General features: G+C 48.0%; 21 protein-coding genes and 1 pseudogene. 15 read left to right on the top strand and 7 right to left on the bottom strand.

What is annotated here, in order from left to right:
- Positions 1 to 3: 3 nt before the first annotated feature.
- From DWX26_RS14145 to udk, 14 genes and pseudogenes are all read left to right on the top strand, one after another.
- Positions 4 to 183 carry a hypothetical protein gene (locus DWX26_RS14145; protein WP_055225919.1) on the top strand — a complete coding sequence of 60 codons (180 nt, stop codon included), beginning with the start codon at positions 4 to 6 and terminating at the stop codon, positions 181 to 183.
- Positions 167 to 850, top strand: a complete 684-nt coding sequence (locus tag DWX26_RS14140) for a Crp/Fnr family transcriptional regulator (RefSeq protein WP_055225921.1) — start codon at positions 167 to 169, stop codon at positions 848 to 850. Before DWX26_RS14145 ends, DWX26_RS14140 begins: the two co-directional genes overlap by 17 nt.
- A 215-nt stretch (positions 851 to 1,065) precedes the next feature.
- Positions 1,066 to 2,700, top strand: a complete 1,635-nt coding sequence (hcp, locus tag DWX26_RS14135) for a hydroxylamine reductase (RefSeq protein ID WP_055225922.1) — start codon at positions 1,066 to 1,068, stop codon at positions 2,698 to 2,700.
- Between the two features lie 215 nt (positions 2,701 to 2,915).
- Positions 2,916 to 3,245, top strand: a complete 330-nt coding sequence (locus DWX26_RS14130) for a cupin domain-containing protein (RefSeq protein ID WP_022462474.1) — start codon at positions 2,916 to 2,918, stop codon at positions 3,243 to 3,245.
- 233 nt (positions 3,246 to 3,478) lie between these two features.
- Positions 3,479 to 3,742: a hypothetical protein gene (locus tag DWX26_RS16795; protein WP_055225924.1), complete on the top strand. Its 264-nt coding sequence runs from the start codon at positions 3,479 to 3,481 to the stop codon at positions 3,740 to 3,742.
- 429 nt (positions 3,743 to 4,171) lie between these two features.
- Positions 4,172 to 4,825, top strand: a complete 654-nt coding sequence (locus DWX26_RS14120) for a YczE/YyaS/YitT family protein (protein ID WP_118595967.1) — start codon at positions 4,172 to 4,174, stop codon at positions 4,823 to 4,825.
- Between the two features lie 174 nt (positions 4,826 to 4,999).
- Entirely contained in the window at positions 5,000 to 5,845 is an 846-nt protein-coding gene (locus tag DWX26_RS14115) for a purine-nucleoside phosphorylase (protein WP_055225928.1), read from the top strand.
- Positions 5,846 to 5,875: 30 nt separating this feature from the next.
- On the top strand, positions 5,876 to 7,186 hold the full coding sequence (locus tag DWX26_RS14110) for an amidohydrolase family protein (RefSeq protein WP_118595966.1): 1,311 nt from the start codon (positions 5,876 to 5,878) through the stop codon (positions 7,184 to 7,186).
- A gap of 105 nt (positions 7,187 to 7,291) precedes the next feature.
- Positions 7,292 to 8,464 carry a BMP family lipoprotein gene (locus tag DWX26_RS14105; protein WP_055225931.1) on the top strand — a complete coding sequence of 391 codons (1,173 nt, stop codon included), beginning with the start codon at positions 7,292 to 7,294 and terminating at the stop codon, positions 8,462 to 8,464.
- 168 nt (positions 8,465 to 8,632) lie between these two features.
- Entirely contained in the window at positions 8,633 to 10,180 is a 1,548-nt protein-coding gene (locus tag DWX26_RS14100) for an ABC transporter ATP-binding protein (protein WP_416388191.1), read from the top strand.
- Positions 10,181 to 10,198: 18 nt separating this feature from the next.
- Positions 10,199 to 11,320: an ABC transporter permease gene (locus tag DWX26_RS14095; RefSeq protein ID WP_022461586.1), complete on the top strand. Its 1,122-nt coding sequence runs from the start codon at positions 10,199 to 10,201 to the stop codon at positions 11,318 to 11,320.
- Positions 11,320 to 12,255, top strand: a complete 936-nt coding sequence (locus DWX26_RS14090; protein ID WP_055225933.1) for an ABC transporter permease — start codon at positions 11,320 to 11,322, stop codon at positions 12,253 to 12,255. Before DWX26_RS14095 ends, DWX26_RS14090 begins: the two co-directional genes overlap by 1 nt.
- A gap of 248 nt (positions 12,256 to 12,503) precedes the next feature.
- Positions 12,504 to 13,145 carry a deoxyribose-phosphate aldolase gene (gene deoC, locus DWX26_RS14085; protein WP_022461750.1) on the top strand — a complete coding sequence of 214 codons (642 nt, stop codon included), beginning with the start codon at positions 12,504 to 12,506 and terminating at the stop codon, positions 13,143 to 13,145.
- 13 nt (positions 13,146 to 13,158) lie between these two features.
- Positions 13,159 to 13,789, top strand: a pseudogene (gene udk / locus DWX26_RS14080) (uridine kinase).
- A gap of 87 nt (positions 13,790 to 13,876) precedes the next feature.
- Here udk and DWX26_RS14075 read toward each other — a convergent pair.
- From DWX26_RS14075 to DWX26_RS14055, 5 genes are all read right to left on the bottom strand, one after another.
- Positions 13,877 to 14,755 (bottom strand): DUF3881 family protein, encoded by an 879-nt coding sequence (locus tag DWX26_RS14075; RefSeq protein WP_055225936.1) that lies wholly within the window; start codon positions 14,753 to 14,755, stop codon positions 13,877 to 13,879.
- Positions 14,756 to 14,794: 39 nt separating this feature from the next.
- A complete protein-coding gene (gene serS, locus DWX26_RS14070) occupies positions 14,795 to 16,084 on the bottom strand; it encodes a serine--tRNA ligase (RefSeq protein ID WP_022461753.1) in 1,290 nt (429 codons plus the stop codon).
- 179 nt (positions 16,085 to 16,263) lie between these two features.
- Positions 16,264 to 16,779 (bottom strand): DUF4446 family protein, encoded by a 516-nt coding sequence (locus tag DWX26_RS14065; protein WP_022461754.1) that lies wholly within the window; start codon positions 16,777 to 16,779, stop codon positions 16,264 to 16,266.
- An 11-nt stretch (positions 16,780 to 16,790) separates the two neighbouring features.
- A complete protein-coding gene (locus DWX26_RS14060) occupies positions 16,791 to 17,723 on the bottom strand; it encodes a ParB/RepB/Spo0J family partition protein (protein ID WP_117510630.1) in 933 nt (310 codons plus the stop codon).
- Complete coding sequence (locus tag DWX26_RS14055; protein WP_022461756.1) at positions 17,723 to 18,493, bottom strand: ParA family protein; 771 nt, start codon at positions 18,491 to 18,493, stop codon at positions 17,723 to 17,725. The genes DWX26_RS14060 and DWX26_RS14055 overlap by 1 nt, the downstream gene beginning before the upstream one ends.
- Positions 18,494 to 20,501: 2,008 nt before the next feature.
- Between DWX26_RS14055 and DWX26_RS14045 the strand changes: the two genes are divergently transcribed.
- The gene (locus tag DWX26_RS14045) at positions 20,502 to 21,464 is read left to right on the top strand and encodes an alpha/beta fold hydrolase (protein ID WP_117814430.1); all 963 of its coding nucleotides are present in this window, start codon (positions 20,502 to 20,504) and stop codon (positions 21,462 to 21,464) included.
- Positions 21,465 to 21,580: 116 nt separating this feature from the next.
- On the opposite strand, the gene DWX26_RS14040 is transcribed toward DWX26_RS14045, so the two are convergent.
- Both DWX26_RS14040 and DWX26_RS14035 read right to left on the bottom strand, forming a co-directional pair.
- Positions 21,581 to 23,155 carry a DUF4340 domain-containing protein gene (locus DWX26_RS14040; RefSeq protein WP_118601653.1) on the bottom strand — a complete coding sequence of 525 codons (1,575 nt, stop codon included), beginning with the start codon at positions 23,153 to 23,155 and terminating at the stop codon, positions 21,581 to 21,583.
- Positions 23,155 to 24,672, bottom strand: coding sequence for a GldG family protein (locus tag DWX26_RS14035; RefSeq protein ID WP_022462024.1), 1,518 nt, complete (start codon positions 24,670 to 24,672; stop codon positions 23,155 to 23,157). Before DWX26_RS14035 ends, DWX26_RS14040 begins: the two co-directional genes overlap by 1 nt.
- Positions 24,673 to 24,682 lie beyond the last annotated feature (10 nt).

The following is a 24,682-nucleotide window of genomic DNA, read 5'->3' as shown; positions in this document are numbered from 1 at the left end:
CTTATGTTATCCTGCACCTACGAAGTAGTCGCCATCGATGGTGATTACGCGCATTTACGCCGCAATGACATCGAACCGGAGGACAATGAAATGAAACTGGTTGCCCGCGCACTGCTGCCGCCGGAAATTATGGAGGGCAGTATTTTGAAATACGAGATGCTGCAGTATGAAATCATTGGCTGATGCTGTTTTTCCGGCCGAGGTGTTTTCTCTCCCGCTCTTTCATGGCATCTCGGAAACCGGGCGGACGGCTCTTGTTTCGAGCGGGTGGCTGCGGACGTGTTCGTTTGAGAAAAACCAGACCATTTATCACATGGGTGACCGCGTGTCCGAACTGGGGATTGTGCTGTCCGGCAGCGTTTTCGTGGAGAATACGGATCTCTGGGGCAACCGCAGTATCTTAAGCAAGATCACCCCCGGCCAGGTATTTGCCGAAACGTATGCCTTCTGTCGGGAGCCGATGATGGTGAATGTCACGGCAGCCGAAGCCTCGACGGTTCTCTTTTTCAATCTTCGAAACCTCGACCAGACCGCCGATGGTGATGATGCATGGCTGTCCCAGCTTCGCAGTAACATGCTCCGCATCTCCATGCAGAAAAATCTTACCCTCTCCAACCGCATTTTCTGCACTACACCAAAGACGATCCGCGAGCGCGTGCTGGTCTACCTCGCCGCGCAGTCTGCCAAAACCGGCGCCGACACCTTTACGATCCCCTTCGACCGCCAGGGCCTCGCCGACTACCTGAACCTCGACCGGAGCGCCCTCTCCAAAGAACTCGGAAAAATGCAGAAAGAGGGAATCCTCGAATTTCATAAAAACAAATTTACGCTGCGTCATCCGTCTCTCTAGGCGGTACCGCAGCGTAAATTTTTTACCGTTTCATCGTTTCAAATGCTTATTTTTCATAAACGAATATACACAAAAAGTATTTTCCGTGGTTATAACCACATACTTTTCCTGTTATATCCGATATTCTGTACGTGTAAATTATGAAACTCCGCGCAGATCTGTTTTTCCCTCTGCGCTTAACCCCTCGGAAATACCCTACAGGAGGAACTATTTTTATGGAACAGAATATGTTTTGCTACCAGTGTCAGGAAACTGCCGGCTGCTCCGGCTGTACAAAATCCGGTGTCTGTGGAAAGCGCCCGGAGACAGCGGCGCTGCAGGATCTGCTGATCTGGACGACGAAAGGACTTTCCGCCGTGACGACACAGCTCCGCCGCGAAGGAAAAACCGTCGATGCCAGCGTCAATCATCTCATCACCGAAAACCTGTTTACGACCATCACAAACGTGAACTTTGATGATGATACGATCCGCGCACGAATTGAGGCAACGCTTGAGACCAAAGCGCTTCTCGCTCAGCTTGCCGACTGCTCCGCTCTGCCGGAAGCCGCCCTCTGGAACGGCACAACCGATGAGTTTGCCGCAAAAGCAGTAACCGTCGGCGTACTTTCCACGGAAAATGAGGACATCCGCTCTTTACGCGAGCTCATCACCTACGGTCTGAAAGGACTTGCCGCGTACACCAGCCATGCCAATGTTCTCTTAAAAGAAAACGAGGAAATCGATGCCTTCCTGCAGCGTGCTCTCGCCGCAACGCTCGACGATTCCCTCTCTGCAGAGGAACTGACGGCTCTCGCACTCGAGACCGGCTCCTACGGCGTGCAGGGAATGGCACTGCTCGATGAGGCCAATACTTCCGCTTACGGCAATCCGGAGATCACCACCGTCGATCTCAGTGTCGGCACCCGCCCGGGTATTCTCGTCTCCGGCCATGATCTGCGCGACCTCGAGATGCTGCTCGAGCAGACCGTGAACACCGGCATCGATGTTTACACCCACTCCGAAATGCTGCCTGCACACTACTATCCGGCGTTCAAAAAATATGAACATTTTAAGGGAAATTATGGTAACGCCTGGTGGAAGCAGAAAGAAGAATTTGAAGCCTTCAACGGCCCGATTCTGATGACGACGAACTGTATCGTGCCGCCGAAGGACAGCTACAAAAACCGTATTTACACAACCGGAGCGGTTCGTTATCCGGGATGCCCGCACATCGACGGCGTCATCGGTGAGACAAAAGATTTCTCTCTGCTCATCGAACAGGCAAAGCACTGCGCACCGCCGACGGAACTCGAGCAGGGAACCATTGTCGGAGGCTTCGCCCATGCACAGGTACTCGCCCTGGCAGATCAGATCGTCGATGCCGTGAAATCCGGCGCGATCAAAAAATTCGTTGTCATGGCTGGATGTGACGGCCGTGCAAAGAGCCGCAGCTATTACTCTGATTTTGCACAGGCACTGCCGAAAGACACCGTGATTCTGACCGCCGGCTGTGCAAAATACAAATACAACAAGCTGAACCTCGGCGACATCAACGGCATTCCGCGCGTCCTCGATGCCGGCCAGTGCAATGATTCCTACTCTCTTGCCGTGATTGCACTGAAATTAAAGGAGGTCTTCGGCCTCGACGATATCAACGATCTGCCGATCATCTACAATATTTCCTGGTACGAGCAGAAAGCTGTGATTGTTCTTCTGGCACTGCTGTCGCTCGGTGTCAAGAACATCCACCTCGGCCCGACACTTCCGGCATTTTTAAGCCCGAATGTTGCAGCTCTTCTCGTTGAAAACTTCGGCATCGCCGGAATCGATACCGTTGAAAACGATATGGAATTGTTTTTCGGGAAATAAAGAAAACCCCTTGCTTTCTTTCATTTTTCCACGTATACTGTATATGTTCAGACAAAAATATCTTTGAATTTGGGCATATCAGAAAACGGACCTCAGATTCCATTTCTATACACGCCCGACACCGATGAGTCATCTCATCTTAATCACACATTTTTAGAACGTGCCTGGGAATTTTTTCAGACACGTTCTCATTCTATCACGGAGATTTATAAACTATGAGCATCATGAAAAATATCAATAAAGCCAAGGTTATGGTCTTAAAAGATCAGGTTTCCTACCAGGAAGGCCAGATCGTCAGCAAAACACTGGTACAGAATGAATCCGTCAGCATCACCTTATTTGCCTTCGACAAAGGCGAAGAAATCAGCACCCACGAGTCCGGCGGCGACGCCTTCGTCACCTGCCTCGACGGAACCGGTGAAATCACCATCGACGGCGTAAAATACGAACTCCACGAAGGCGAATCCATCGTCATGCCGGCAAAACATCCGCATGCAGTGTATGGCAAAGAGCAGTATAAGATGCTTCTGGTAGTGGTATTCTAACGTATCCTTTTTGAACCAATTATTGATATGCCTGACAAAATAAGGCAGCATGCCTCAGGATTTCCTGTGATATGCTGCCTTGCCTTTTTATTCATTTACGCCTTTTCTATCAGGCATTCATTCTTTTTGGTCTTTTTATCATAATTAATTCCAACCAGTAGAATATCTCCAATATACGGTTCCAATGATGCAATGTACTTTTTCTCTTTGATCTGATCCGTCTCCACCCACAGATGGGCTATGAGCTCCTCAGCAAATGGGATTCCACAAGACCATACGCCGAGGCGGCGCTCTACCACCATCTCTGGTACGACGAAAAAGGCGGCTATCCGCGCGAGTATACCCATAAAGGCAACGACAACGCCATTCTCTACCAGATCCTCACCTGCGCCGATTGTCTCGGTGCGGCAACCGATTCCGTCGGGCGGCTGATCACCGCGGAACGCGAACAGTTATACCGCGAAGTCTTCGGTAAAAACGTGGAGCTGGTTCTATAACTTTGGTTTCTGTTTATGACATTAATTCGTATATCCGTATATTGTAGTTCTTTTCAAGGTTCTGTCCGTCTCGCGTGGACACATTGTAGAATGCACAAATTTCATTCAGCTCACATGTTCATTTCGTTAATTTGTTAATGAACGTGTTTTTTCAATTTTATGTTTTGTGTTAATTTATGTTCATTTATTATTCATCATTTTGTGAACATTAAGTTGACATCATCAAAAGAAAATAGTTTACATTTTGGAAAAAATATACTAAAATAACAGAAACGGTCAAATCTCCGCCAAAAAACGGCGGAGATTTTTCTGGAAAGAAGGGCGAAAAACGTGTTGGAAAGACGATCGAAAAATTTCGAAGGAAATGCGTAGAAAATCCGCCCGAAAAGTTGAAAAACCAAGCATAAATCACAGGGAGGAACTCATACTATGAAAGAAATCATCCAGGGCTTCTACCAGAAGAAACATTTCTGGACCCGCCTGATTCTGGTCATCGCTGCCGTCATCCTGATGGGCTTTGCGCTCTCATGGCTGCTTCTCGTCGATCTCGGCACCGATCCATGTACCTTGTTAAACCAGACCATCTCCACCCGCCTCGGCATCAGCATCGGAAACTGGCAGGCGCTCTTCAATACCGTCCTGCTCATCTTCGTTATCATTTTCGGCGGCAGAAACTTAGGCTTCGGAACCCTCGCAAACATGTTTCTCGTGGGATATTCCATCGACTTTTTCTCCTGGATCTGGGCGAAAGTCCTTCCGGCAGACCTCTTCACCTCGATGGGTGTGCGAATCGCTGTGCTGATCCCGGCGCTGGTCCTGTTTATCCTTGCCGCATCCTTCTATATGGATGTTGATATGGGAACTGCACCGTACGACGCAGTATCCTTCATTATCTCCACCCACCTGCCGAACGTTTCGTTCCGTGTGATCCGCATCGTCTACGACTTCGTTGTCACCGCGATCGCCGTTCTGCTCGGCGGAAAACTCGGCATTGTCACCGTGCTGATGGTTATTACCCTCGGTCCGGTCATTGAATGGCTGGGAAATATCATGAAACAGCATCTGAATATTTTTGATGACTGAAATCATTGCTTTTCCGCGCTTTCTATACTACAATAGAACTACCAGATGATCTTTTTTCTAAAAGAAAAGCCTGCCTCCGGGACTCACATCTCTGTGGCAGGCTTTTCTTCCCTAAAAATAGCCGAAAAAAGACTCAAAAAGCAGAAAATCATTTATATTAAGGAGGTTTTTCCTATGAGCAACACCCCAAACCCTGTTTACGAAAAACTGATGAAATGCTACGAGAGCTTCCGCTCCCAGATCGATTTCCAGCCGGAAGTCGCACTGATTCTCGGTTCCGGCCTCGGTGATTTTGCGAATGATATCCGCGTTACCGCAACCCTCGATTACCACGATATCGAAGGCTTTCCGGTTTCCACTGTTCCGGGCCACGCGGGCCGTTTTATCTTCGGCTACGTCGGCGATGTGCCGGTTGTCTGCATGCAGGGCCGCGTTCATTATTATGAAGGCTATCCAATGACCGACGTCGTTCTCCCGCCCCGCCTCATGAAGCTGATGGGCGCAAAAGCACTGTTCTTAACCAACGCCGCCGGCGGCATCAAACAGGGCACAAAGCCAGGCTCTCTGATGCTGTTAAACGGCCAGATCGCCTGCTTCGTTCCATCTCCGCTTATCGGACCGAACATCGACGAGCTCGGCACCCGTTTCCCGGATATGAGCCAGATCTACGACCTTGAATTCCAGAAAATCGCACGGAAAGCCGCAGCCAGCCTTGATATCGACCTGATGGAAGGCGTTTATCTGCAGCTCACCGGCCCGCAGTACGAGTCCCCGCAGGAAATCGCCATGTGCCGCACCCTCGGCGCAGACGCGGTCGGCATGAGCACCGCCTGTGAAGCCATCGCTGCACGCCATATGGGCATGCGCGTCATCGGTATTTCCTGCATTACCAATCTTGCCGCCGGCATCTCCCCGCAGCCTCTGTGCCATGCGGAAGTTCAGGAGGCAGCTGACATGGTTGCACCGCAGTTCAAAAAACTCGTTGCCGCAACGATTCAGGGCATCGCAAAGACACTGTAAACAGCACGTAAAATAAAGGAGAGATCTTTTTTGAATACACGTTTTTACAACGCCAAAATTCTCGTACTCGACGCTGAAAACCATTTTTCCATCGCCGAAGACGAACTTCATGTCACCGGCGACACCATCACCTATATCGGACCTGGTAGAAAAGCAGATCCAGATGCCGCAGAGACCACTGTCTTCGACCGCGAAATTGACGCCCGCGGCAATCTCCTGATCCCGGGCTTTAAAAACGCACACACGCACACCCCGATGACCTTCCTCCGCTCCTACGCGGACGATCTCCCGCTCCACGAATGGCTCGAGCGCCAGGTCTTCCCGAACGAGGCAAAGCTCGCCGGGGACGACGTTTACTGGCTCAATATCCTCGGCATCATGGAATATCTGACGAGCGGCATCACCTCCAATTTCGACATGTACATCCAGCAGAAAAACAGCATCGCTGCCACGGTCGACACTGGATTCCGCACCGTTCTTACCAGCGGTCTCAACAACTTCGTCGACAGCCCGGAAATTCTCGAAGAGATGTATAACTATGTCAACGAACTCTCCGACCGCACCTCGTATCTGCTCGGTTTCCACGCCGAATATACGACCGGCGGCCCGCTTCTTGAAGCCGTTGCCAAACTCGCCGAAAAATACCATTCCCCTGTCTGGACACACAACGCCGAAACAAAAAGCGAAGTCGAGGGCTGTAAAGAGCGCTGGGGACTCACCCCGACACAGCTGATGGAACGCTTAGGCATGTTCCAGTACGGAGGCGGCGGCTACCACTGCATCTGGATGGAGGACCGCGATTTTGAGATCTTCCGTGACCGGAAACTGACGGCCGTTACCAATCCCTCCTCAAACCTGAAGCTCGCCTCCGGCATCTGCCCGCTGAAGCGTTTTTACGATAACGGCATCAACCTCGCCATCGGCACCGACGGGCCGGCCAGTAACAACTGCCTCGATATGTTCCGCGAAATGTTCCTGACCACCGGTCTTTCCAAAGTCCGCGAGATGGATGCCGCAGGAATCCCGGCCGACGCCATTCTCTACATGGCAACCGCAGGCGGCGCGCACGCCATGCAGCTTACTGACTGCGACCGTCTCGCTGCCGGCAAAAAGGCCGATCTCGTCATGATTGACCTCCATCAGCCGAACATGCAGCCGGAGAATAATCTGATCAAAAACCTCGTTTACAGCGGCAGCAAACAGAACGTAAAGCTTACCATGGTAAACGGTCAAATCCTCTACGAAAACGGCGAATTCCATATCGGCTTTGACCCGGAAGAAATTTATGCAAGATCCAACGCCATTATCCGAAGAATTTCCGGCTCGCATGCAGATAATTAGTGGATTTCACGCAGTTTTTCCTTTGCTTGACATACTTTTTTCTTTTATATTATAATGTAGCCATACACGCAAAAACGCTGTACCTCTTGAAAGGAGAATACTATTATGAAAAAGAAAGTAGTTAGCTTACTGCTTGCAGCCGCCATGACAACTGCTGCACTCGCAGGATGCGGTTCCTCCAACGGCTCCTCTTCCTCCGACGCATCCACAGGCGCCGATTCCACCAGCGCAACTTCCGCTTCTGCTTCCACAGATGGAGAAAAAAAAGACGCCGCAGGTGAGAAAATTGCCATGATCACAGACTCCGGAGATATCACCGACGAATCCTTCAACCAGATCACCTGGGAAACTGTATGCGCCTACGGCGATGCAAACGGCGTAGAGTACGAGTACTACAAACCGGCAGAGGATACCGATGAAGAGCGTATCAACTCCATCGATCTTGCTGTTTCCGAGGGTGCTACCGTTGTTGTAATGCCAGGTTACCTGTTCGGACCTGCCATCGCTGAAGAGCAGGACACCTATCCGGATGTAACCTTCATCGCAGTCGATGTTACCGAAGGTGATATTGTAAAAAACGGCAAAGCTGTTGATCTCGGAAAGAACGTGTACATCTGCTCCTTCGAAGAAGAGCAGGCCGGCTACCTGGCTGGATACGCTGCAGTAAAAGACGGCTACACAAGCCTTGGTTTCCTCGGCGGTATCGCTGTTCCGGCCGTTATCCGTTTCGGTTACGGTTATGTACAGGGTATCAACGCTGCTGCTGAAGAAGACGGCGTAGATGTAAACGTAAAATATTACTATGGCGGCCAGTTCTACGGCGATGACTCCATCACCGCCCGTATGGAGGGCTGGTATGCAGACGGAACACAGGTTGTATTCGCCTGCGGCGGCGGTATCTGGACATCTGCTCTGGATGCAGCTGAGACACACGACGGAAAAGTTATTGGTGTAGACGTTGACCAGCGTTCCAAAATCGGCGAGCGCTGCCTGACTTCCGCTATGAAAGGTCTTCCAAGCGCCATCAACAACGCTCTGGATTCCTACTTCAGCGGAAACTTCTCTGAACTTGGCGGAACTGCTCAGCAGCTTGGACTGAAAGACGGAGATTACATCGGCCTTCCTACCGATTCCGAATCCTGGGGATTCACAACCTTCACACAGGATCAGTATGAAACTGTACTGGCTGGTATCCGCGATGGTTCCATCGAAATCTCCAGCGATACAGAAAATCAGCCGGAAGTAGGTTCTCACGTAACCGTTGATTACATCAGCTAATGTGCATACTGTTTCTGTAACAATATGCCTTTTGGGGAAGAGAATATTATTTCTCTTCCCCTTTTTTTCTGTCACACAAAATGCTATACTAGACATAATGAAAGCCCGCAGTTCTGCCCTGTTTTCCATGCCTTCGGCAGTCCTGCCAAACCACGCTTGAAAGGGAATATGTATATGGAAAATGAGTACATTATTGAGATGTTGAACATCACCAAAGAATTCCCGGGTATCAAGGCGAACGACAACATTACGTTACAGCTCAAAAAAGGAGAAATCCATGCTCTGCTTGGAGAAAACGGTGCAGGAAAATCAACCCTGATGAGTATTCTTTTTGGTCTGTATCAGCCTACCTCCGGAATCATCAAGAAGAATGGGCAGGAAGTCCATATCAACACGCCGAACGACGCCAATGATCTCAACATCGGTATGGTGCACCAGCACTTTAAGCTGGTCGAATGTTTCTCGGTTCTCGACAACATCATCCTCGGCGTAGAGCCGACCAAAGGCCTTTTCCTCGAGAAAAAGAATGCCCGTGCAAAAGTCATGGAACTGAGCGAGAAATACGGTCTGATGGTCGATCCGGACGCTCTGATCTCGGATATCACCGTCGGCATGCAGCAGCGTACCGAAATTCTGAAAATGCTCTACCGTGACAACGAAGTCCTGATCTTCGACGAGCCGACCGCGGTTCTGACGCCGCAGGAAATCGACGAGCTGATGAAGATCATGAAGAACCTCGCAAAAGAAGGAAAATCCATCCTCTTCATCACCCATAAACTCAACGAGATCATGGAAGTTGCCGACCGCTGTACGATTCTCCGCAAAGGAAAATACATCGGAACCGTCAACATCAGCGAAACTTCCAAAGAAGAGCTCTCCCGCATGATGGTCGGAAGAAACGTCAGCTTCTCCGTCAACAAAAAGCCGTCAAAACCGGGCGACACCGTTCTGAAAGTAGAGCACATAACCGTACCGAGCAAGGTGCACGGAAACAACGCCGTCAAAGATGTTTCCTTTAATGTAAGAAAAGGCGAGATTGTCTGCATCGCAGGTATCGATGGAAACGGCCAGTCCGAGTTCGTTCAGGGCCTCACGGGACTGGAAAAAGTATCCGGCGGTAAAATTCTGTTCAACGGACAGGACATCACGAAAGCTTCCATCCGCGACCGCTCCAAGATGGGCATGAGCCACATCCCGGAGGACCGCCATAAACACGGCCTCGTGCTGGATTACTCCATCGAGCAGAACATGGTGCTGCAGCGTTACTGGCAGCCGGAATTTGAATCCTTCGGCTTTATCAAATCAAAAGCCGTGCGCGAATATGCCGAGCGCCTGATCGAGCAGTACGATGTCCGCAGCGGCCAGGGTCCTGTGACCATCACCCGCAGCATGTCCGGCGGAAACCAGCAGAAAGCGATCATCGCGCGTGAGATCGACAAAGATCCTGATCTTCTCGTTGCGGTACAGCCTACCCGTGGTCTTGATGTCGGAGCCATCGAATACATTCACAGCCAGCTCGTTGCACAGCGCGACAAGGGAAAAGCCGTTCTTCTGGTTTCTCTGGAACTGGATGAGGTTATGGATGTTTCCGACCGTATTCTTGTTATGTACGAAGGAGAGCTGGTCGGCCAGCTGGATCCGAAAACCGTTTCTGTCGAAGAACTCGGTCTCTACATGGCAGGTGCAAAACGGGATCCGGTTCCCGAAGAAGTATAAAAGAGAGGTAAGAAAAGCATGAACGAAAAAACGAAAAACGCTCTTCTGTCCATTGTCGCTTCTCTTGTATGTATTGTGATCGGTCTTCTTGTGGGATTTATCATTTTATACTGCATCAACGCGGAAAACGCAGTGGATGGATTTACACGAATCATCAAAGGCGGCTTTTACTTAAAGCCGAAGGGAATCGGAAGTGAAATCGCTCAGTCCGCTCCCCTGATTATGACCGGACTTTCGGTTGCATTTGCTTTTAAAACAGGTCTGTTCAACATCGGTGCTGCCGGACAGTACACCGTCGGTGTCTTCGGCGCCCTGTATTTTGCCATCATCCTCCACATGCCATGGTATGTATGCCTTCTGGCTGCTATGGTCTGCGGAGCCATCTGGGGAGCAGTTCCTGGTATCTTCAAAGCATACTTCAACGTAAATGAAGTTATTACTTCCATCATGTTCAACTGGATTGGTCTTTATCTTGTCAATGAGCTGATGTACAACACCATCCCGGGCATGTATGATCAGAAGACCACACGTACTTACAAATTAAGCTCCGCTTCTCCAAAATCCCTGATTCCGGACTGCGGCATGAACTCCATTTTCCGTACCAGTTCCACAACGATTGCGATTTTCATTGCGATTGCCATTGCGGTCATCATCTACATCGTTCTGAACAAAACAACCTTCGGCTATGAGCTGAAAGCCTGCGGGTTCAATAAGGATGCTGCCAAATACGCCGGCATCAACGAGAAGAGAAACGTTGTTCTCTCCATGACCATCGCAGGTGCGCTTGCCGGAATCGGTGCAGGCCTCTACTTCCTCTCCGGTGCATCCGAGTGGAACCCGCAGGTATCGACAGCACTCCCGGCCATCGGATTTAATGGTATCCCGGTTGCGCTTCTTGCACTTAGCAACCCGATCGGCGTTATCTTTGCTGCTCTCTTCGTTGCTCATATTTCGGTCGGCGGTGCTTACCTGCCTACGAAATATTATCAGCCGGAGATCGCGGACCTGATCGTTGCCGTTATCATTTACCTTTGCGCATTCGTTACCCTGTTCAAGGGCATCGTTGCAAACCTGTTCAAGAGCAAAAAAGAGCAGAAAGCAAATGCCAATGCAGACAACGGAAAGGAGGAGAAGAAATAATGTTCCTTTTAATTAAATTTACCTTACTGTACGCCGTTGTTCTGATGCTCGTTGCGATGGGCGGTATGTTCTCCGAGCGAAGCGGTGTCATCAACATCGCGCTGGAAGGAATCATGGCGATCGGCGGCCTTGCCGGTGTCTTCGTCCTGGTTCTGTTCCCGGACCTCCCGGCTCCTGCACTTGTGGCACTTTCCATTCTGGCGAGCGCCGTATCCGGTATGATCTACTCTCTGCTGCTTGGCTTCTCCGCCATCACACTGAAAGCAGACCAGACGATCGGCGGAACCGCGCTGAACATGCTGGCTACTGCCATTGCCATCGTCCTGGTAAAAGCATTCAACAACGGCTCGGATGCCGGAAACGGTGCAGCTTCCGCAAAGCTGAACTACACCAACGCCGCTTTCATTTACAAGATCGGACCATTTACCGTGAACATCTTCCTGTTCATCGGCATCATCCTTCTGATCTGCAGCTACGTGTTCCTCTTCAAAACGAAATGGGGACTGCGCCTGCGTGCCTGCGGTGAGCATCCACAGGCAGCCGACTCTGTTGGTATCAACGTATACCAGTGGAGATACACCGGTGTTATCATCTCCGGTGCACTCGGCGGTATCGGCGGATTTGCCTACATCGTTCCGTCCGTTACCACCTGGAACTTCGAAGTCGGCGTAGCCGGTGCCGGATTCCTTGCCCTCGCTGTTATGATCTTCGGTCAGTGGAAACCGTTCCACATTGCCGGAGCAGCCGTATTCTTTGCGGTATTCCGTTCCCTGGCAAACATTGCGGACTCCACCGTCCTCTCCCATCTGGGACTGTCCAAGAACATTTACAACATGATGCCGTTTATCGCATCCATGATTATTCTCGCCTTCACATCCAAGAATTCCCAGGCTCCGAAAGCCGAAGGTATTCCATACGATAAGGGCGCAAGATAATATGTAACTATTCAGAGCCATGTGAAATGGAAGAAAAAATTGCGAATCATGCTTGCATGAATGAGCGGTTTTTTCTGGAATTTCATATGGCGAGCAGCCACATCGAGATGCAGCGCAGCGGAATCGAGATGTGGCTCTGAATAGTTACAATTTTTAAAGGCAGAGCCGTTAAATCCGAACTGTGTTTTTTCGGCTCTGCCTTTTCTCTATCATTCTGATTTATTTTTCATCAAAGAAAGGAAAAAATTATGCTGAACACCAAATTATTTGACCACACTATTTTAAAAGCAGACGCAACCGAAGCACAGGTTGCAAAGATCTGCGACGAGGCACTTGCACATGATTTTGCTTCTGTCTGCGTCAACCAGTACTACACCAAATTCGTTGCTGAAAAGCTCAAAGGATCTGACGTCAAAGTCTGCACCGTTGTCGGCTTCCCTCTGGGCATGTCCGATACCCGTGTAAAAGCGTTTGAGACCCGTGCAGCCATCGAAGACGGTGCACAGGAGGTTGATATGGTCATCAACGTCGGAGCCCTCAAAGACGGCAAATACGACTTCGTACGCTCCGATATCCAGACCTTAAAAGAAGTATGCGGCAAGGACATCGTTCTGAAAGTCATCATCGAGACCTGCCTTTTAACCGATGAAGAGAAAGTAAAAGCGTGCGAGCTCGCAAAAGAAGCCGGCGCTGACTTCGTAAAAACCTCCACCGGATTTTCTACCGGCGGTGCAAAAGCGGCTGATGTTGCCCTGATGAGAAAGACCGTAGGCCCGGATATGGGCGTAAAAGCTTCCGGCGGAATCCACAACGCAGACGAGGCACAGGCTATGGTAGATGCCGGCGCAAGCCGTCTCGGAACAAGCGCAACACTGGCTATCATCGGATAAAAAGGAGTTTCTTATGGATACGATACTGATAGGAATTGCCGGAGGAACCGGCAGTGGAAAAACGACACTGGCAGATAAGCTGGTAGAAAGTTTTTGGACGCGATGAAGTGAGCATTCTGCGCCATGACAACTATTACAAACGCCATGACGATATTCCTTTTGAGGAGCGTGCCAAATTAAATTACGATCATCCCGATGCCTTTGATACCGACCTGTTATGCCAGCACATTCTCGAGCTGAAAGCCGGAAAATCCATCGAGATGCCGGTTTACGATTATGCCATGCATAACCGCTCGGATAAAACGATTCTGGTCCATCCTGCCCCGGTTATCGTGCTCGAGGGCATTCTCCTCTTCGTTGAGAAGGATCTCTGCGATCTGATGGACATCAAAGTCTTTGTCGATACCGATGCGGACGTGCGGATTCTCCGCCGGATCCTGCGCGATGTAAAAGAGCGCGGCCGTTCCCTGGACAGCGTTGTAACGCAGTACCTGACGACCGTAAAACCGATGCACGAGCAGTTCGTAGAGCCGAGCAAGCGCCGTGCCGACGTGATCATCCCGGAGGGCGGACAGAACACCGTTGCGCTTGAAATGCTGATCGAGCGGGTGCGTAAGCATCTGAATCTGGTGCAGAACCAGTAAACATCCGTTTATCGCTATAAAAATCTGCAAAAAAAGAACGAGGACTGAATTTTCTCTTTTTCCGTCCTCGCTCTTTTTATTTTTCCCTTACAGATGTTCCAGCATTCCCTGCAGCCAGATCTGGCCTTTGAAACGTCTTCCCACTTCCGGTACTCCAAATAAATCCTTTTCGTTGATACAGATGTCTATCGGCACATCGTTGCAGACGAGGCCGAGCTCATACACCTGCTCGCCCGTTACCGCGTTCTTCGTTGTATTCATCTCCGTAATTTCACCCATCACGCTGTACTGGTCACATTCGAGACCGCTCGGCATGAAAAAGCTATCTACAATAGAAAAGACATCTTCCTTCGTCAGACGCTGGGAAATCATGGCATATGTGTCAATATCATCCATGGTGAGACTTTCCATCGCATCCTCATCCCCGTTTCTGGCAGCCGAGATCAGTGAATTCTTCTGCTGCGTGCTGCGGCGCTCCTTCTCGACCTGTTCCGGGTCTTTCTGGATCGGAAGCAGAATTGTTCCTTCCGCTGCAAGACCGGAGACAGAAAGCGGGAGCGGAAGCGGCTGCAGCGCATTTTTCTGTTTCATCTCAAGATATTCCGCTGCATGCGTCAGATAAAAGATCATCGTGATGCCAAGCCGCATATCGTCGCAGGCGCCTGCAAACGATTCCTTATCGACGTGGCGCTCCACCGATACCTCCTCGTAGGAGCTGATCTGCCCGCCCTCGAAATAGGGATAATAATATTCCATCTGGAAACGGTTGTTCTCATCAATTTCCCCACAGACCGTGATACCACAGTCATATGCATATTCTTTCGAAAATTCAGCAAAAAGGTGGTGTTCTTCTGTTTCCACAATCTTTTTACGGTCGTAGTTTTCTACTACATCACGAAGAATCTCCTGGAGTTCCTTCGTCGTCTTGATCTTTGAAAATCCAATGGTTTTCAGGTAAGCGTGCATAAGAACACCTCCTCTCATTCCTTTGTATTTCTTATGCGATTAGTGTTTCGGAACCAGTTTCTCTTTTCCGCCCATGTACATACGAAGAACTTCCGGAATGCTTACGGTTCCGTCTGCATTCAGGTTGTTCTCCAGGAATGCGATCAGCATACGCGGCGGAGCAACTACGGTGTTGTTCAGGGTATGTGCCAGGTATTTCTTTCCGTCCTCGCCGTTGACACGGATTTTCAGACGTCTTGCCTGTGCATCGCCAAGGTTGGAGCAGCTTCCTACCTCGAAGTATTTCTTCTGACGCGGAGACCATGCCTCAACATCGACAGATTTTACTTTCAGGTCAGCCAGGTCACCGGAGCAGCACTCCAGAGTACGAACCGGGATATCCATGGAACGGAACAGGTCTACGGTGTTCTTCCACAGTTTGTCATACCACATCATGCTGTCTTCCGGTTTGCAGACAACAACCATCTCCTGTTTCTCGAACTGATGGATACGATAAACACCACGCTCCTCGATGCCGTGTGCTCCTTTTTCTTTACGGAAGCACGGAGAGTAGCTGGTCAGGGTCAGAGGCAGTTTCTCCTCCGGGATGATGCTGTCGATGAATTTACCGATCATGGAGTGCTCGCTGGTTCCGATCAGGTACAGATCCTCGCCCTCGATTTTGTACATCATGGACTCCATCTCAGCGAAGCTCATAACACCGTTTACGACGTTGCCGTGGATCATGAAAGGCGGTACGCAGTAGGTAAATCCTCGGTCGATCATGAAATCTCTTGCATAAGAAAGGATGGCAGAGTGGAGGCGTGCAATGTCGCCCATCAGATAATAGAATCCGTTTCCTGCAACTTCTCTTGCTGCATCCAGATCGATTCCGTCGAAGGACTCCATAATGTCGGTGTGATACGGGATTTCAAAATCCGGTACAACCGGCTCGCCGAAGCGCTCTGCTTCTACGTTCTCGCTGTCATCTTTTCCGATCGGTACGGAAGGATCGATGATGTTCGGGATCACCATCATGATCTTCTTGATTTCTTCTTCTACTTCTTTTTCTCTTGCAGAAAGAGCCTCGATGCGGGAACCGTCAACAGCTACCTGTTTCTTTACTTCCTCAGCCTCTTCTCTCTTGCCCTGGCCCATCAGTGCGCCGATCTGTTTGGAGATTTTGTTTCTTTTTGCACGAAGTGCCTCTACTTCCTGTTTGATGTCACGGTTTTCTTTGTCCAGCTCGATGACTTTATCAACCAGCTCCAGTTTCTGATCCTGGAATTTATTTCGGATATTCTGTTTTACAACTTCCGGGTTTTCTCTTAAAAACTTAATGTCTAACATAATTTCCTCCTAGTAGATCTTATCCCCTCATTTTGGCGGGATTCTTTTTGTTCTTTCCAGCCCGGAACCACTGCCGTTTTTCCAGCATTTATGCGGGTTTGGCGCGTTCCAGTACCATCATATAACAGTATATGCATTTTTTCAAGCGTTCTTTCATGCTGTTTTTCTGCGGTCCGCTTTTACATCAGATCGATCGAATTCATCGTAATTGCCTGGCGCAGCGCGTCGATTTCCTCGGCGCTCAGCATGATATAGGACTCGCCTTTTACGATCTCTTTCAGATATAAAAAACAGTTGTCACGGCTGTGGATTGCATTCAGGATAAAACCTGTGTTTTCTTTGTCGAGCATTGCCAGCGCAAAACTCATCTTTCCGCCCACATCGTCAAACGCATCATATTTTACGATTCCGTATTTGTTCAGCGTCATGCCCTGGATCTTTTTCAGATCCGCAAGATTTTTTTTCGTCAGCTCATTCTGCTTGTTCAGTTTGTCAATTTCCTTGAACCGCTGATGAAACAGCTTTTCGAGTGACTGGGCGTCTTTTCCCTTCATAAAGCTTCTGTACTTCTGGTTCAGTCTGCTCAGACGCAGCGACATGCTGACCGTCATAATCATCATCACGATAATCAGTACAATCAGAAGAAGTACAACAACGCCAAGGTCAATTCCTACCTTACTAAATAAATCGCTCATTATTCTACCTCTTACTGTATTGATTCAAACAGATCCATGATTCTCTCGAGCTCTTCCTGGGAATAATACTCGATCTCGATCTTTCCTTTGTGCTTTGCCCCGCGGTGAATGGAAACCTTCGTACCAATGATGCTCTTAATTTTCTCTTCCAGACCTTCGTAGATGGCTTCCTCTTCCAGATTGACTTTCTTTTCTTTCTTCACCTTCGGATTCAGGATCTCTTTGACCAGGCGCTCGGTCTCACGGACACTGAGCTTTTCATCGAAGATTTTCATTGCCGTATTGTACTGGAGCTCTTTATTCTCCAGCGCCAGCAGCGTACGCACATGACCGGTTGTCAGCATTTCATCGACAACCATCTGCTGTACCCTGTCGTCCAGTTTCAGGAGACGCATCGAGTTTGTAACCGCCGTTCTGCTCTTGGAAACGCGCTCTGCGATTTCATCCTGGCGGAGATGGAACTCTTCCATCAGGCGTTTGTATGCATGTGCCTCCTCAATCGGGTTCAGGGATTCTCTCTGAATATTTTCAATCAGGGAAATCTCGACAACTTCCTGCTCGGTAAAATCTTTGATGATGACCGGTACTTCTTTGATTCCGGCAAGCTTTGCAGCCCTCCATCTCCGTTCCCCTGCGATGATCTCATAATAATCATCTTTTTTCTGCACCAGAATCGGCTGTAGAACTCCGAACTGTTTAATGGATTCCGAAAGTTCGATCAGGCCGTCCTCGTCAAAGGATTTTCGCGGCTGTTCGCGGTTCGGTTCAATTTCGGAGATTTTCAGTTTCATCTCAACTGGTTTTTCGACAACTTTTTCAACAACCTTCTCGACTACTTTGACCTCCGGTTTTACCGGTTTCTCTTTTGCTTCTGCTTTGGCCGAATGTCCCGGTGAAATCAGGGAATCCAGGCCCTTGCCTAATCCTCCTCTTCTCGCTGCCATTACTCTTCATCCCCCCTGTGAATCACTTCGTCTGCCAGGAGACGGTAGCTCTCTGCACCGGTGGACCGCTTGTCGTAATAGTTGATCGGCATACCGTAGCTCGGTGCCTCCGCAAGGCGGACATTTCTCGGAATAATGGTTTTGTAGATATTCTGATCCAGGCTGTCTTTTACGTTTTCTACTACCTGCAGAGAAAGATTCGTTCTCGCATCGTACATGGTAAAGACAACGCCTTCCATCTCCAGTTCTGGATTCAGACGCTCCTGCACCAGCTCAATCGTGTGCATAAGCTGGGATAAGCCCTCCAGTGCGTAATATTCACACTGAATCGGCACCAGAACGGTGTCCGCGGTGGTCATCGCGTTGATTGTCAGCATATTTAAGGATGGCGGACAGTCAATAATAATGAAGTCGTACTGATCGCGGACCTGATCAATTGCGTTTTTCAGAATGAATTCTTTGTCTTCCACCCCGATCAGCTCGATCTCCGCTCCGGCCAGATTGACATTGGAAGGGATAAGGGAAAGATTGTCAAAATTCAGAGGAATGATGCAGTCCTCCAGTTTTGACTCTCCAAGAAGCAGTTCATAGATGGTATTTTCCACTTCATTTTTCTCTACTCCCATTCCGCTGGTGGTATTTCCCTGCGGGTCCATATCAATGGTCAGAACTTTTTGTCCCATTTCTCCTAAACAGGAAGAAAGGTTAATTGCGGTGGTAGATTTACCTACGCCGCCTTTCTGGTTTGCAATTGCAATTGTTCTTCCCAAAATATGTATTGCCTCCTTTCATCTTTTTGTTTTCCATTTGCAGTTTTTCCTTTTTACAGGAAATGACCTGCCGGCACTTCTTTCAAAAAACTGATTCATGCGGCAGGTGTTTTGGCATATAGATAGGAAAAATCTCCTTTTCTATGCCAGTCTATCTGAGGAATTCTTCAGATTCTATCTCAAAATTGCCCCAATTTGGGACAAAGATATTTTATCATACTACGCCGGATTTTACTACTGGAAATGTTTCACGTGAAACATTTTCTGCATTTTTGCATGATTAGGCGGTGTGAAACATAAGAAAATTGGAGATTTTTGGCGATGTTTCACGTGAAACATTTTGAAAAGCACTGTTTTACAATAATTTTTCTCGGTTTTTACGCTGTTTAAAGGCTTTTTGGAATTTTTTCAGCGATGATTTTGCATTTTTTGATGGTTTCCAAGTAATTCTGCAATGTCAGAACATTTTTTTCTGTTTCACACAGTTTTTATAAAATGTTTCACGTGAAACATTTTAATTTTTGACGTTTTTGAGGTATAAATATACTGGAAACGTTATTTTAATCGTGTGATGCTCTTTTTCAAGGAAATCTCAGGTGATTAGGAAGAAAAAATCAACTTATCAGGATATTATTGATACATAGATCAGGAATCAAAACTGTTTATGGTTGTTCGGTGATCGTAAATGTCTCTTTTGTATATAAAATGTATTTTTATTCACTAGAGCTCTGTTTTTTCATCGTTCTTCCTCGCTTTTTTCAAATTTTCAGCATTTTTCTCTTTATTTTCATCAGTAAGAGGCATAATCCGTGAGACATCCTCTTTTTCATTTTTTCTCCAGTTTTTCTCTTTTCGGGCGGTTTTTCTTTGATTTTTTTTATTTTACAGGCCAGGCTGCACATTTTCTGTTTTTTTATCGATTTATTTGATTTCACTATAATTTTTCTGTTTTTATGGTTTTAATATTTTTCTCTCGCTGCCACGTCTTTTATCCTCTTTTCCATCTTTCTGGCTTACCTTTCTCTTTTTTTTGTAAACAATCTCACTTTTTCTCTTTTATCAACATTTTTTATTCCTTCTCTCCGTTTTTTATCCCTCATCGCCATTTCACACCATTTTCTTGCCTTTCACTGCCTCTCCCTCCCGTTTTTATTCTTTTCGCCCATGTCTATACTACATTTTCCCCTTTTCAGTCGTTTTTTGCCTTTTCTCAACTCATTTTTATCTTTTTTGCTTTTTTCGCCTCTTCCATCGTTTTACACCCTCTTTTTGCCATTTTTTTAGATCGTCCTTCATTTTTTCGTTTCTACTTATGTCACTTTCCCCGTCTCATTTTTCACGTTTCACGTCTCTCAAAATGTTTCACGTGAAACATCGTTTTTTACGATTTTCGGTCTTCGGCGATCAGCGAGAAGCGATTTGCTTCCCGGCTTTCCGAAAATCACTCTCATTTTTCACCTCTCTTATTTTTAAAATAATCGTATTTTCTATTCTATTTTTGATTTTCTCCGTTTTTTCTACATTTTCCTGTATTTTCGCGTGTTTCACGTAGTTTTTCGTCTCTATTTTCTTTCTTTTATTAAATTATTTAATTATATTTTTATATTTTCGTATGAATTGAACTTTTACATTCGTTTTTTCGGATTTTCCAAACCATTTACTAAACGCATTTTGGGACCATTTTTTCATGGATTTTTACCAATCTGGAAGGATTTTATCCCATAGTGCCGTTTTCATGCTTTTATGTGTATTATTGCATCATTTTTTCTCTGTTTTTTGCAGTTATGTAAACTATTTAAATATGCCATTCGCCAGTAGTTGACATAACGTAGTTCTCCTGGAATTGTCTACGCTTTTCGTCAAATTGCGTCTTATTTTCGTCTCTTTTTCTCATTTTTCCCTTAATTTTTGCATTGTATCTTTCCCTTTTTTCGCTTATAATAAGCTCAACACAACGTTTCGAACCGATTCCTCCCCTCCGGGAGACCCCTGAAAGGAGTTTTATCATATGAAACACAGCAAAAAACTGGTCACCTTGAGTGTCCTCACCACGATGTCCGGCGCAGCGATTTACTTTCTGAATAAAACGCTCGATACCGCCGCCGTACGGAAAAACCTGCTCGCCTCGGCTGAAAAAGAGATCTTTTCCTGGCAGTTCGGCGATATTTTTTACACAAAAAAAGGCACCGGAACCCCGATGCTCTTACTTCATGACTTACATTGTGCCTCCAGCGGCCGCGAATGGCAGTATATTGAGGATACTCTCGCAAAGGATCACACCGTCTACACACTCGATCTTCTCGGCTGCGGCCGTTCCGACAAGCCGGCGATCACGTACACGAACTTTTTATACGTACAGCTCATCGTCACCTTCATCAAGCAGGTCATCGGATGTCCAACCGACGTAATTGCATCCGGTTTATCCGGTTCTTTCGTCGTAACCGCCTGCAATACAGCCCCGAAATGCTTTGGCCGAATCATGATGATCAACCCGACCGACCTTGCCAAGCTCAACAAAATCCCGGATAAACGCAGCCGCTTCCTGAAACGCATGATCGAGCTCCCGCTCGTCGGAACGCTGCTGTACCACACGCTCACCGGCCGATCCAACATCGAGCTTTTATTCACCGAGAGCTACTACCACAACCCGTTCCACCGCTCGCCGGAGGACGTAGACGCATTCTATGAGTCAGCCCACCTCCAGAGCAGTGCCGGAAAGTACCTTTTTGCAAGCCTTGCGGGCAATTACGTGAACCTCAACATCGGCCACGCCTTAAAGCACATTGACAACAGCATCTTCCTCATCGGCGGCGAGGAAGAGCCGGGCATCGCAGAAACCTTTGCGCTGTACACAGCGCTCAACACCTCCATCGAAACCCAGATCCTGCCGAAAACAAAGCACATGCCGCAGATGGAGGCCCCGCAGGCCCTCTTAGACCAGATCCAGATCTTCTTCGCCCCGGTACAATAACACCCCTTCTGCTCCCGCCGCGAACAAAAAAAACGAGACAAAAAAACGGAGGATTTACTGATTTTTCCATGTCAGTAAATCCTCCGTTTTTTGAACAATCAGCTTTCACTGAATCCTTATTCCGCCGAATCCGAAGAACTGTCATCCTCCGTCTTTGCCGCAAGCAGTTTCCCGTAATTTTCCACCATGGTCTTCACGTTATTTTTATTCACAAGAGACGGCACTCCGTCCTCATCTACCGTGTAATAGAAGCTTGAATCATACGGGCTGTAAGCAAATGTCAGGTCGCCGTCTGTCATATGGAAGACTGCGGTAAACTCGGCATCCTTGGCCTGTACGAGGCTCTCATCCTTCGTCTGCGCCTTCAGGCCAATGAGTGAAGAATAGAATGTGGTAAACGTTGATTTATCAATCGTTTCATCGCCGCAGGTGTAACTGATTTCCTGTGTTGTGGAATCGCTGTCGTCATCCTTTTTCTCTTCCACATGGCGTACATACGTCTTCGTCTCGCCGTTATACGTAATATCAAGACTCGTCAGATCCGATACATTTTCCATGCCGATATACATGTTCCAAAAATCAGATGCCTTCTTTCCGGTGAAGGTTTCAACGTTCGAAGCCGTCATCAGATGAACTTCATTCGAGCCGTCCAGCTTCACGTAATAAGAACCGCCGTCCTCATTTGCATTGCCGACATACAATACCAGATCTTTCTCCACCGTAACGGTTGTCGTTTCGGAAGAAGAGCTCGTTGCAGTGCTGTCGCTTGATGCAGAATCTGTTGTGGAATCCGAAGAAGTATCTGCCGTTGTTGTATCGTCAGCCTCAACCTCCTGCTCTTCCGTGTAATGCACGCGAATCGTCGTCTTTGGCTGATCCAGTCCGTACTGGGAAAGATCCGATGCGTTGTACGTAACAAGATCTCCAAAGCTAAGAGATGCCACTGCACTTGTCATGGTGCCGATCGAATCCGCATCACCGCCATGTGCCGCTCCATCTGCGTCCACAACCTGCCATTCATCCGTCTGAAGTGCCGAATCAGCAGCGCTTACTTCTTTTGTCAGCGTATATCCGTTCTCACCCTCCACCTGCAGCTTTGTAATGTTTTCCGCCGTCACAGATGGCATGGATTCCGTTGTCGCCCACTCCATCATATCGGACGGGAACATCGTTCCAAGCGATGTGCTTACCAGATAAACCTTACTCGTATCATCGTTCAGATAAATATAGTATCTGCTCGAGCTGTTCTTATCTCCGACATGAATCGTCGTTTTCTCGTCTCCCGCAGTCACTATAACCTCCTGAGACGGCGTCTCGAGCCCGAAATCGGCCATAGAATCGATTTCATCGCCTTCAATGACTCTTTCTGCTGTCATGCTGCTAAGAGAGCTTAAAACGCTCGTTATCTTGCCCTCATCCAGTGGGAATCCATCCTCCTGGTCGTATGTCCAGATATCGGTATCATCGTCTTCTGCTGTTTTCGTAAAAGACACCGTCTCTCCGTTGATCCGGAACGAAAGCGCTGTTACATCATCTTTTGAAAAATCAACCACTTTTTCGGCGTCTGCACCAGAATCCGAACTGCTGCTGTCCGCATCGGCGGTGCTGTTTTTCTTCGTCAGCACCACCAATACGGCAAGAAGCAGTACCAAAAGGATCAGGCAGGCCGCCATCTTTCCTTTTTTCTTCATCACTGTTTTCTCCTCTTCATCCAGATCATCACGCCAATCACAACAAGTACCAGCGGAATTCCCGCAATGGTAATAATAGACCAGGTGTTAACTGCTCCCTGTGTAAATACCAGGTTTGTATAGCTTGTGCTCTTGCTTGGAATAACAACGGTCTGCTCCACATCACACATGGAGGTCAGTGCAGTCGCTGCCAGCTTCGAGTTCGCACCGCTGATTGCCTGGTCAATCTGGCTGCTCAGCATCGATGCACTCGAGAAATAAATAATCTGTGTCTCTTTATCATCTACGGTCTCTGTGATGGAAACGCCAAGGTCAAATGCGCCCGTCTCACTGTCCGCGCTCTTCGACCAGGTGCTGTTCTCCGGATCATTTTCAATATAAGCGTCCTCGGTGGTCGTCAGAAGGCTCTTGATCGTAATGGTATCACGATAAGAATCGAGCTTCTGAATTGCCTGTGCAACCGGCATCAGAATGTAATTACTCTTTACTTCGGTTGTAATGTCATCACTCTGAATGTTCGGCAGCAGATAATACGGCATCTGCGGATAATAATGCTGGGAATCGGTCTCTACAACAATTCCACTGGAGCGTTTCACGCCGTAGTTCTCCAGTATGGAATCCAGATTCGGCATATCCGTTCCGGTATAGCTGGTGAACATCAGAAGTTTTCCGCCGTTTTCCAGGTAGGTAATGACTTTATTTGCCTCATCCTCGGAGAAATCGGTGGTCGGGGACATGATCACAAGCTCCTCGGCATCCTCCGGGATATCGTCTGTCATCAGGGCAAGATCACTGATTTCCACATTGTTTTTGTTAATGGCATCACTGAAGTTTGTAGAGAGATCACTCTCGGAAGCCTCGCCGTGGCCGGTTACCCAGTAAACCTTCGGGTTGTTTTCACTCGTCACATACGTGATGGCGCTGGTAATCTGACCCTCGCCGTCAAAGCCGGTTGTCTGTGTCTGATAGGTCTGATAGTTTGTGGAAGTCTCCCACATATCACTGTTGCTGACCACCTTGCTCTTATCGCCGCATACGACAATTACACTGTTTGCAGCTACCGTCTGATCGGTATACTGACTCGTAAATTTCGGATACAGATCCGGGTCTTTTGTCTCTACTTTGATATGGTCAGAAAGCTCATCGTAGTGCTCCAGCAGCTTCTCGATGGTGTCATCCTCACTGCCCTTCTGCACAATATAATACAGGGTAACGTCTTGATCGAGATCCTTTAATGCCGTTTTCGTCTCATCTGTAATGGAATACATTTTCTGCGTACTCAGGTCAATCTGTGTTTTGCTGGTCGGAATCTGCGCCACAATCAGGTTAATAACCACAATCACAGCCAGAACAATCACCGTCATAATCGAAGAATAAGAGCCCTGTTTCAGATGCTTTTTCTGCTCCTCGCCGGTAAACACTTCCTTCAGATGTTCTTTGGAGAACGTCTTTTTCAGCTTTTCTTTAATATTAAAATTCATTTTATGCTGTTTCTTTTCTTTCTTTTCGCTGCTCATCGTCTCCACC

The organism is Blautia sp. AF19-1, assembly GCF_003479155.1.
In the GTDB taxonomy this organism is placed as follows: Bacteria; Bacillota; Clostridia; order Lachnospirales; family Lachnospiraceae; genus Fusicatenibacter; species Fusicatenibacter saccharivorans.
This window is presented reverse-complemented; position numbering and strand designations above follow the sequence as displayed.

Bases quoted from the DNA above. Each gene is read 5' to 3' on its own strand.
- DWX26_RS14145 (WP_055225919.1), top strand. From the start codon at position 4: ATGTTATCCTGCACCTACGAAGTAGTCGCCATCGATGGTGATTACGCG.
- DWX26_RS14140 (WP_055225921.1), top strand. From the start codon at position 167: ATGAAATCATTGGCTGATGCTGTTTTTCCGGCCGAGGTGTTTTCTCTC.
- hcp (WP_055225922.1), top strand. From the start codon at position 1,066: ATGGAACAGAATATGTTTTGCTACCAGTGTCAGGAAACTGCCGGCTGC.
- DWX26_RS14130 (WP_022462474.1), top strand. From the start codon at position 2,916: ATGAGCATCATGAAAAATATCAATAAAGCCAAGGTTATGGTCTTAAAA.
- DWX26_RS16795 (WP_055225924.1), top strand. From the start codon at position 3,479: ATGGGCTATGAGCTCCTCAGCAAATGGGATTCCACAAGACCATACGCC.
- DWX26_RS14120 (WP_118595967.1), top strand. From the start codon at position 4,172: ATGAAAGAAATCATCCAGGGCTTCTACCAGAAGAAACATTTCTGGACC.
- DWX26_RS14115 (WP_055225928.1), top strand. From the start codon at position 5,000: ATGAGCAACACCCCAAACCCTGTTTACGAAAAACTGATGAAATGCTAC.
- DWX26_RS14105 (WP_055225931.1), top strand. From the start codon at position 7,292: ATGAAAAAGAAAGTAGTTAGCTTACTGCTTGCAGCCGCCATGACAACT.
- DWX26_RS14100 (WP_416388191.1), top strand. From the start codon at position 8,633: ATGTATATGGAAAATGAGTACATTATTGAGATGTTGAACATCACCAAA.
- DWX26_RS14095 (WP_022461586.1), top strand. From the start codon at position 10,199: ATGAACGAAAAAACGAAAAACGCTCTTCTGTCCATTGTCGCTTCTCTT.
- DWX26_RS14090 (WP_055225933.1), top strand. From the start codon at position 11,320: ATGTTCCTTTTAATTAAATTTACCTTACTGTACGCCGTTGTTCTGATG.
- deoC (WP_022461750.1), top strand. From the start codon at position 12,504: ATGCTGAACACCAAATTATTTGACCACACTATTTTAAAAGCAGACGCA.
- DWX26_RS14075 (WP_055225936.1), bottom strand. From the start codon at position 14,755: ATGCACGCTTACCTGAAAACCATTGGATTTTCAAAGATCAAGACGACG.
- serS (WP_022461753.1), bottom strand. From the start codon at position 16,084: ATGTTAGACATTAAGTTTTTAAGAGAAAACCCGGAAGTTGTAAAACAG.
- DWX26_RS14065 (WP_022461754.1), bottom strand. From the start codon at position 16,779: ATGAGCGATTTATTTAGTAAGGTAGGAATTGACCTTGGCGTTGTTGTA.
- DWX26_RS14060 (WP_117510630.1), bottom strand. From the start codon at position 17,723: ATGGCAGCGAGAAGAGGAGGATTAGGCAAGGGCCTGGATTCCCTGATT.
- DWX26_RS14045 (WP_117814430.1), top strand. From the start codon at position 20,502: ATGAAACACAGCAAAAAACTGGTCACCTTGAGTGTCCTCACCACGATG.
- DWX26_RS14040 (WP_118601653.1), bottom strand. From the start codon at position 23,155: ATGAAGAAAAAAGGAAAGATGGCGGCCTGCCTGATCCTTTTGGTACTG.
- DWX26_RS14035 (WP_022462024.1), bottom strand. From the start codon at position 24,672: ATGAGCAGCGAAAAGAAAGAAAAGAAACAGCATAAAATGAATTTTAAT.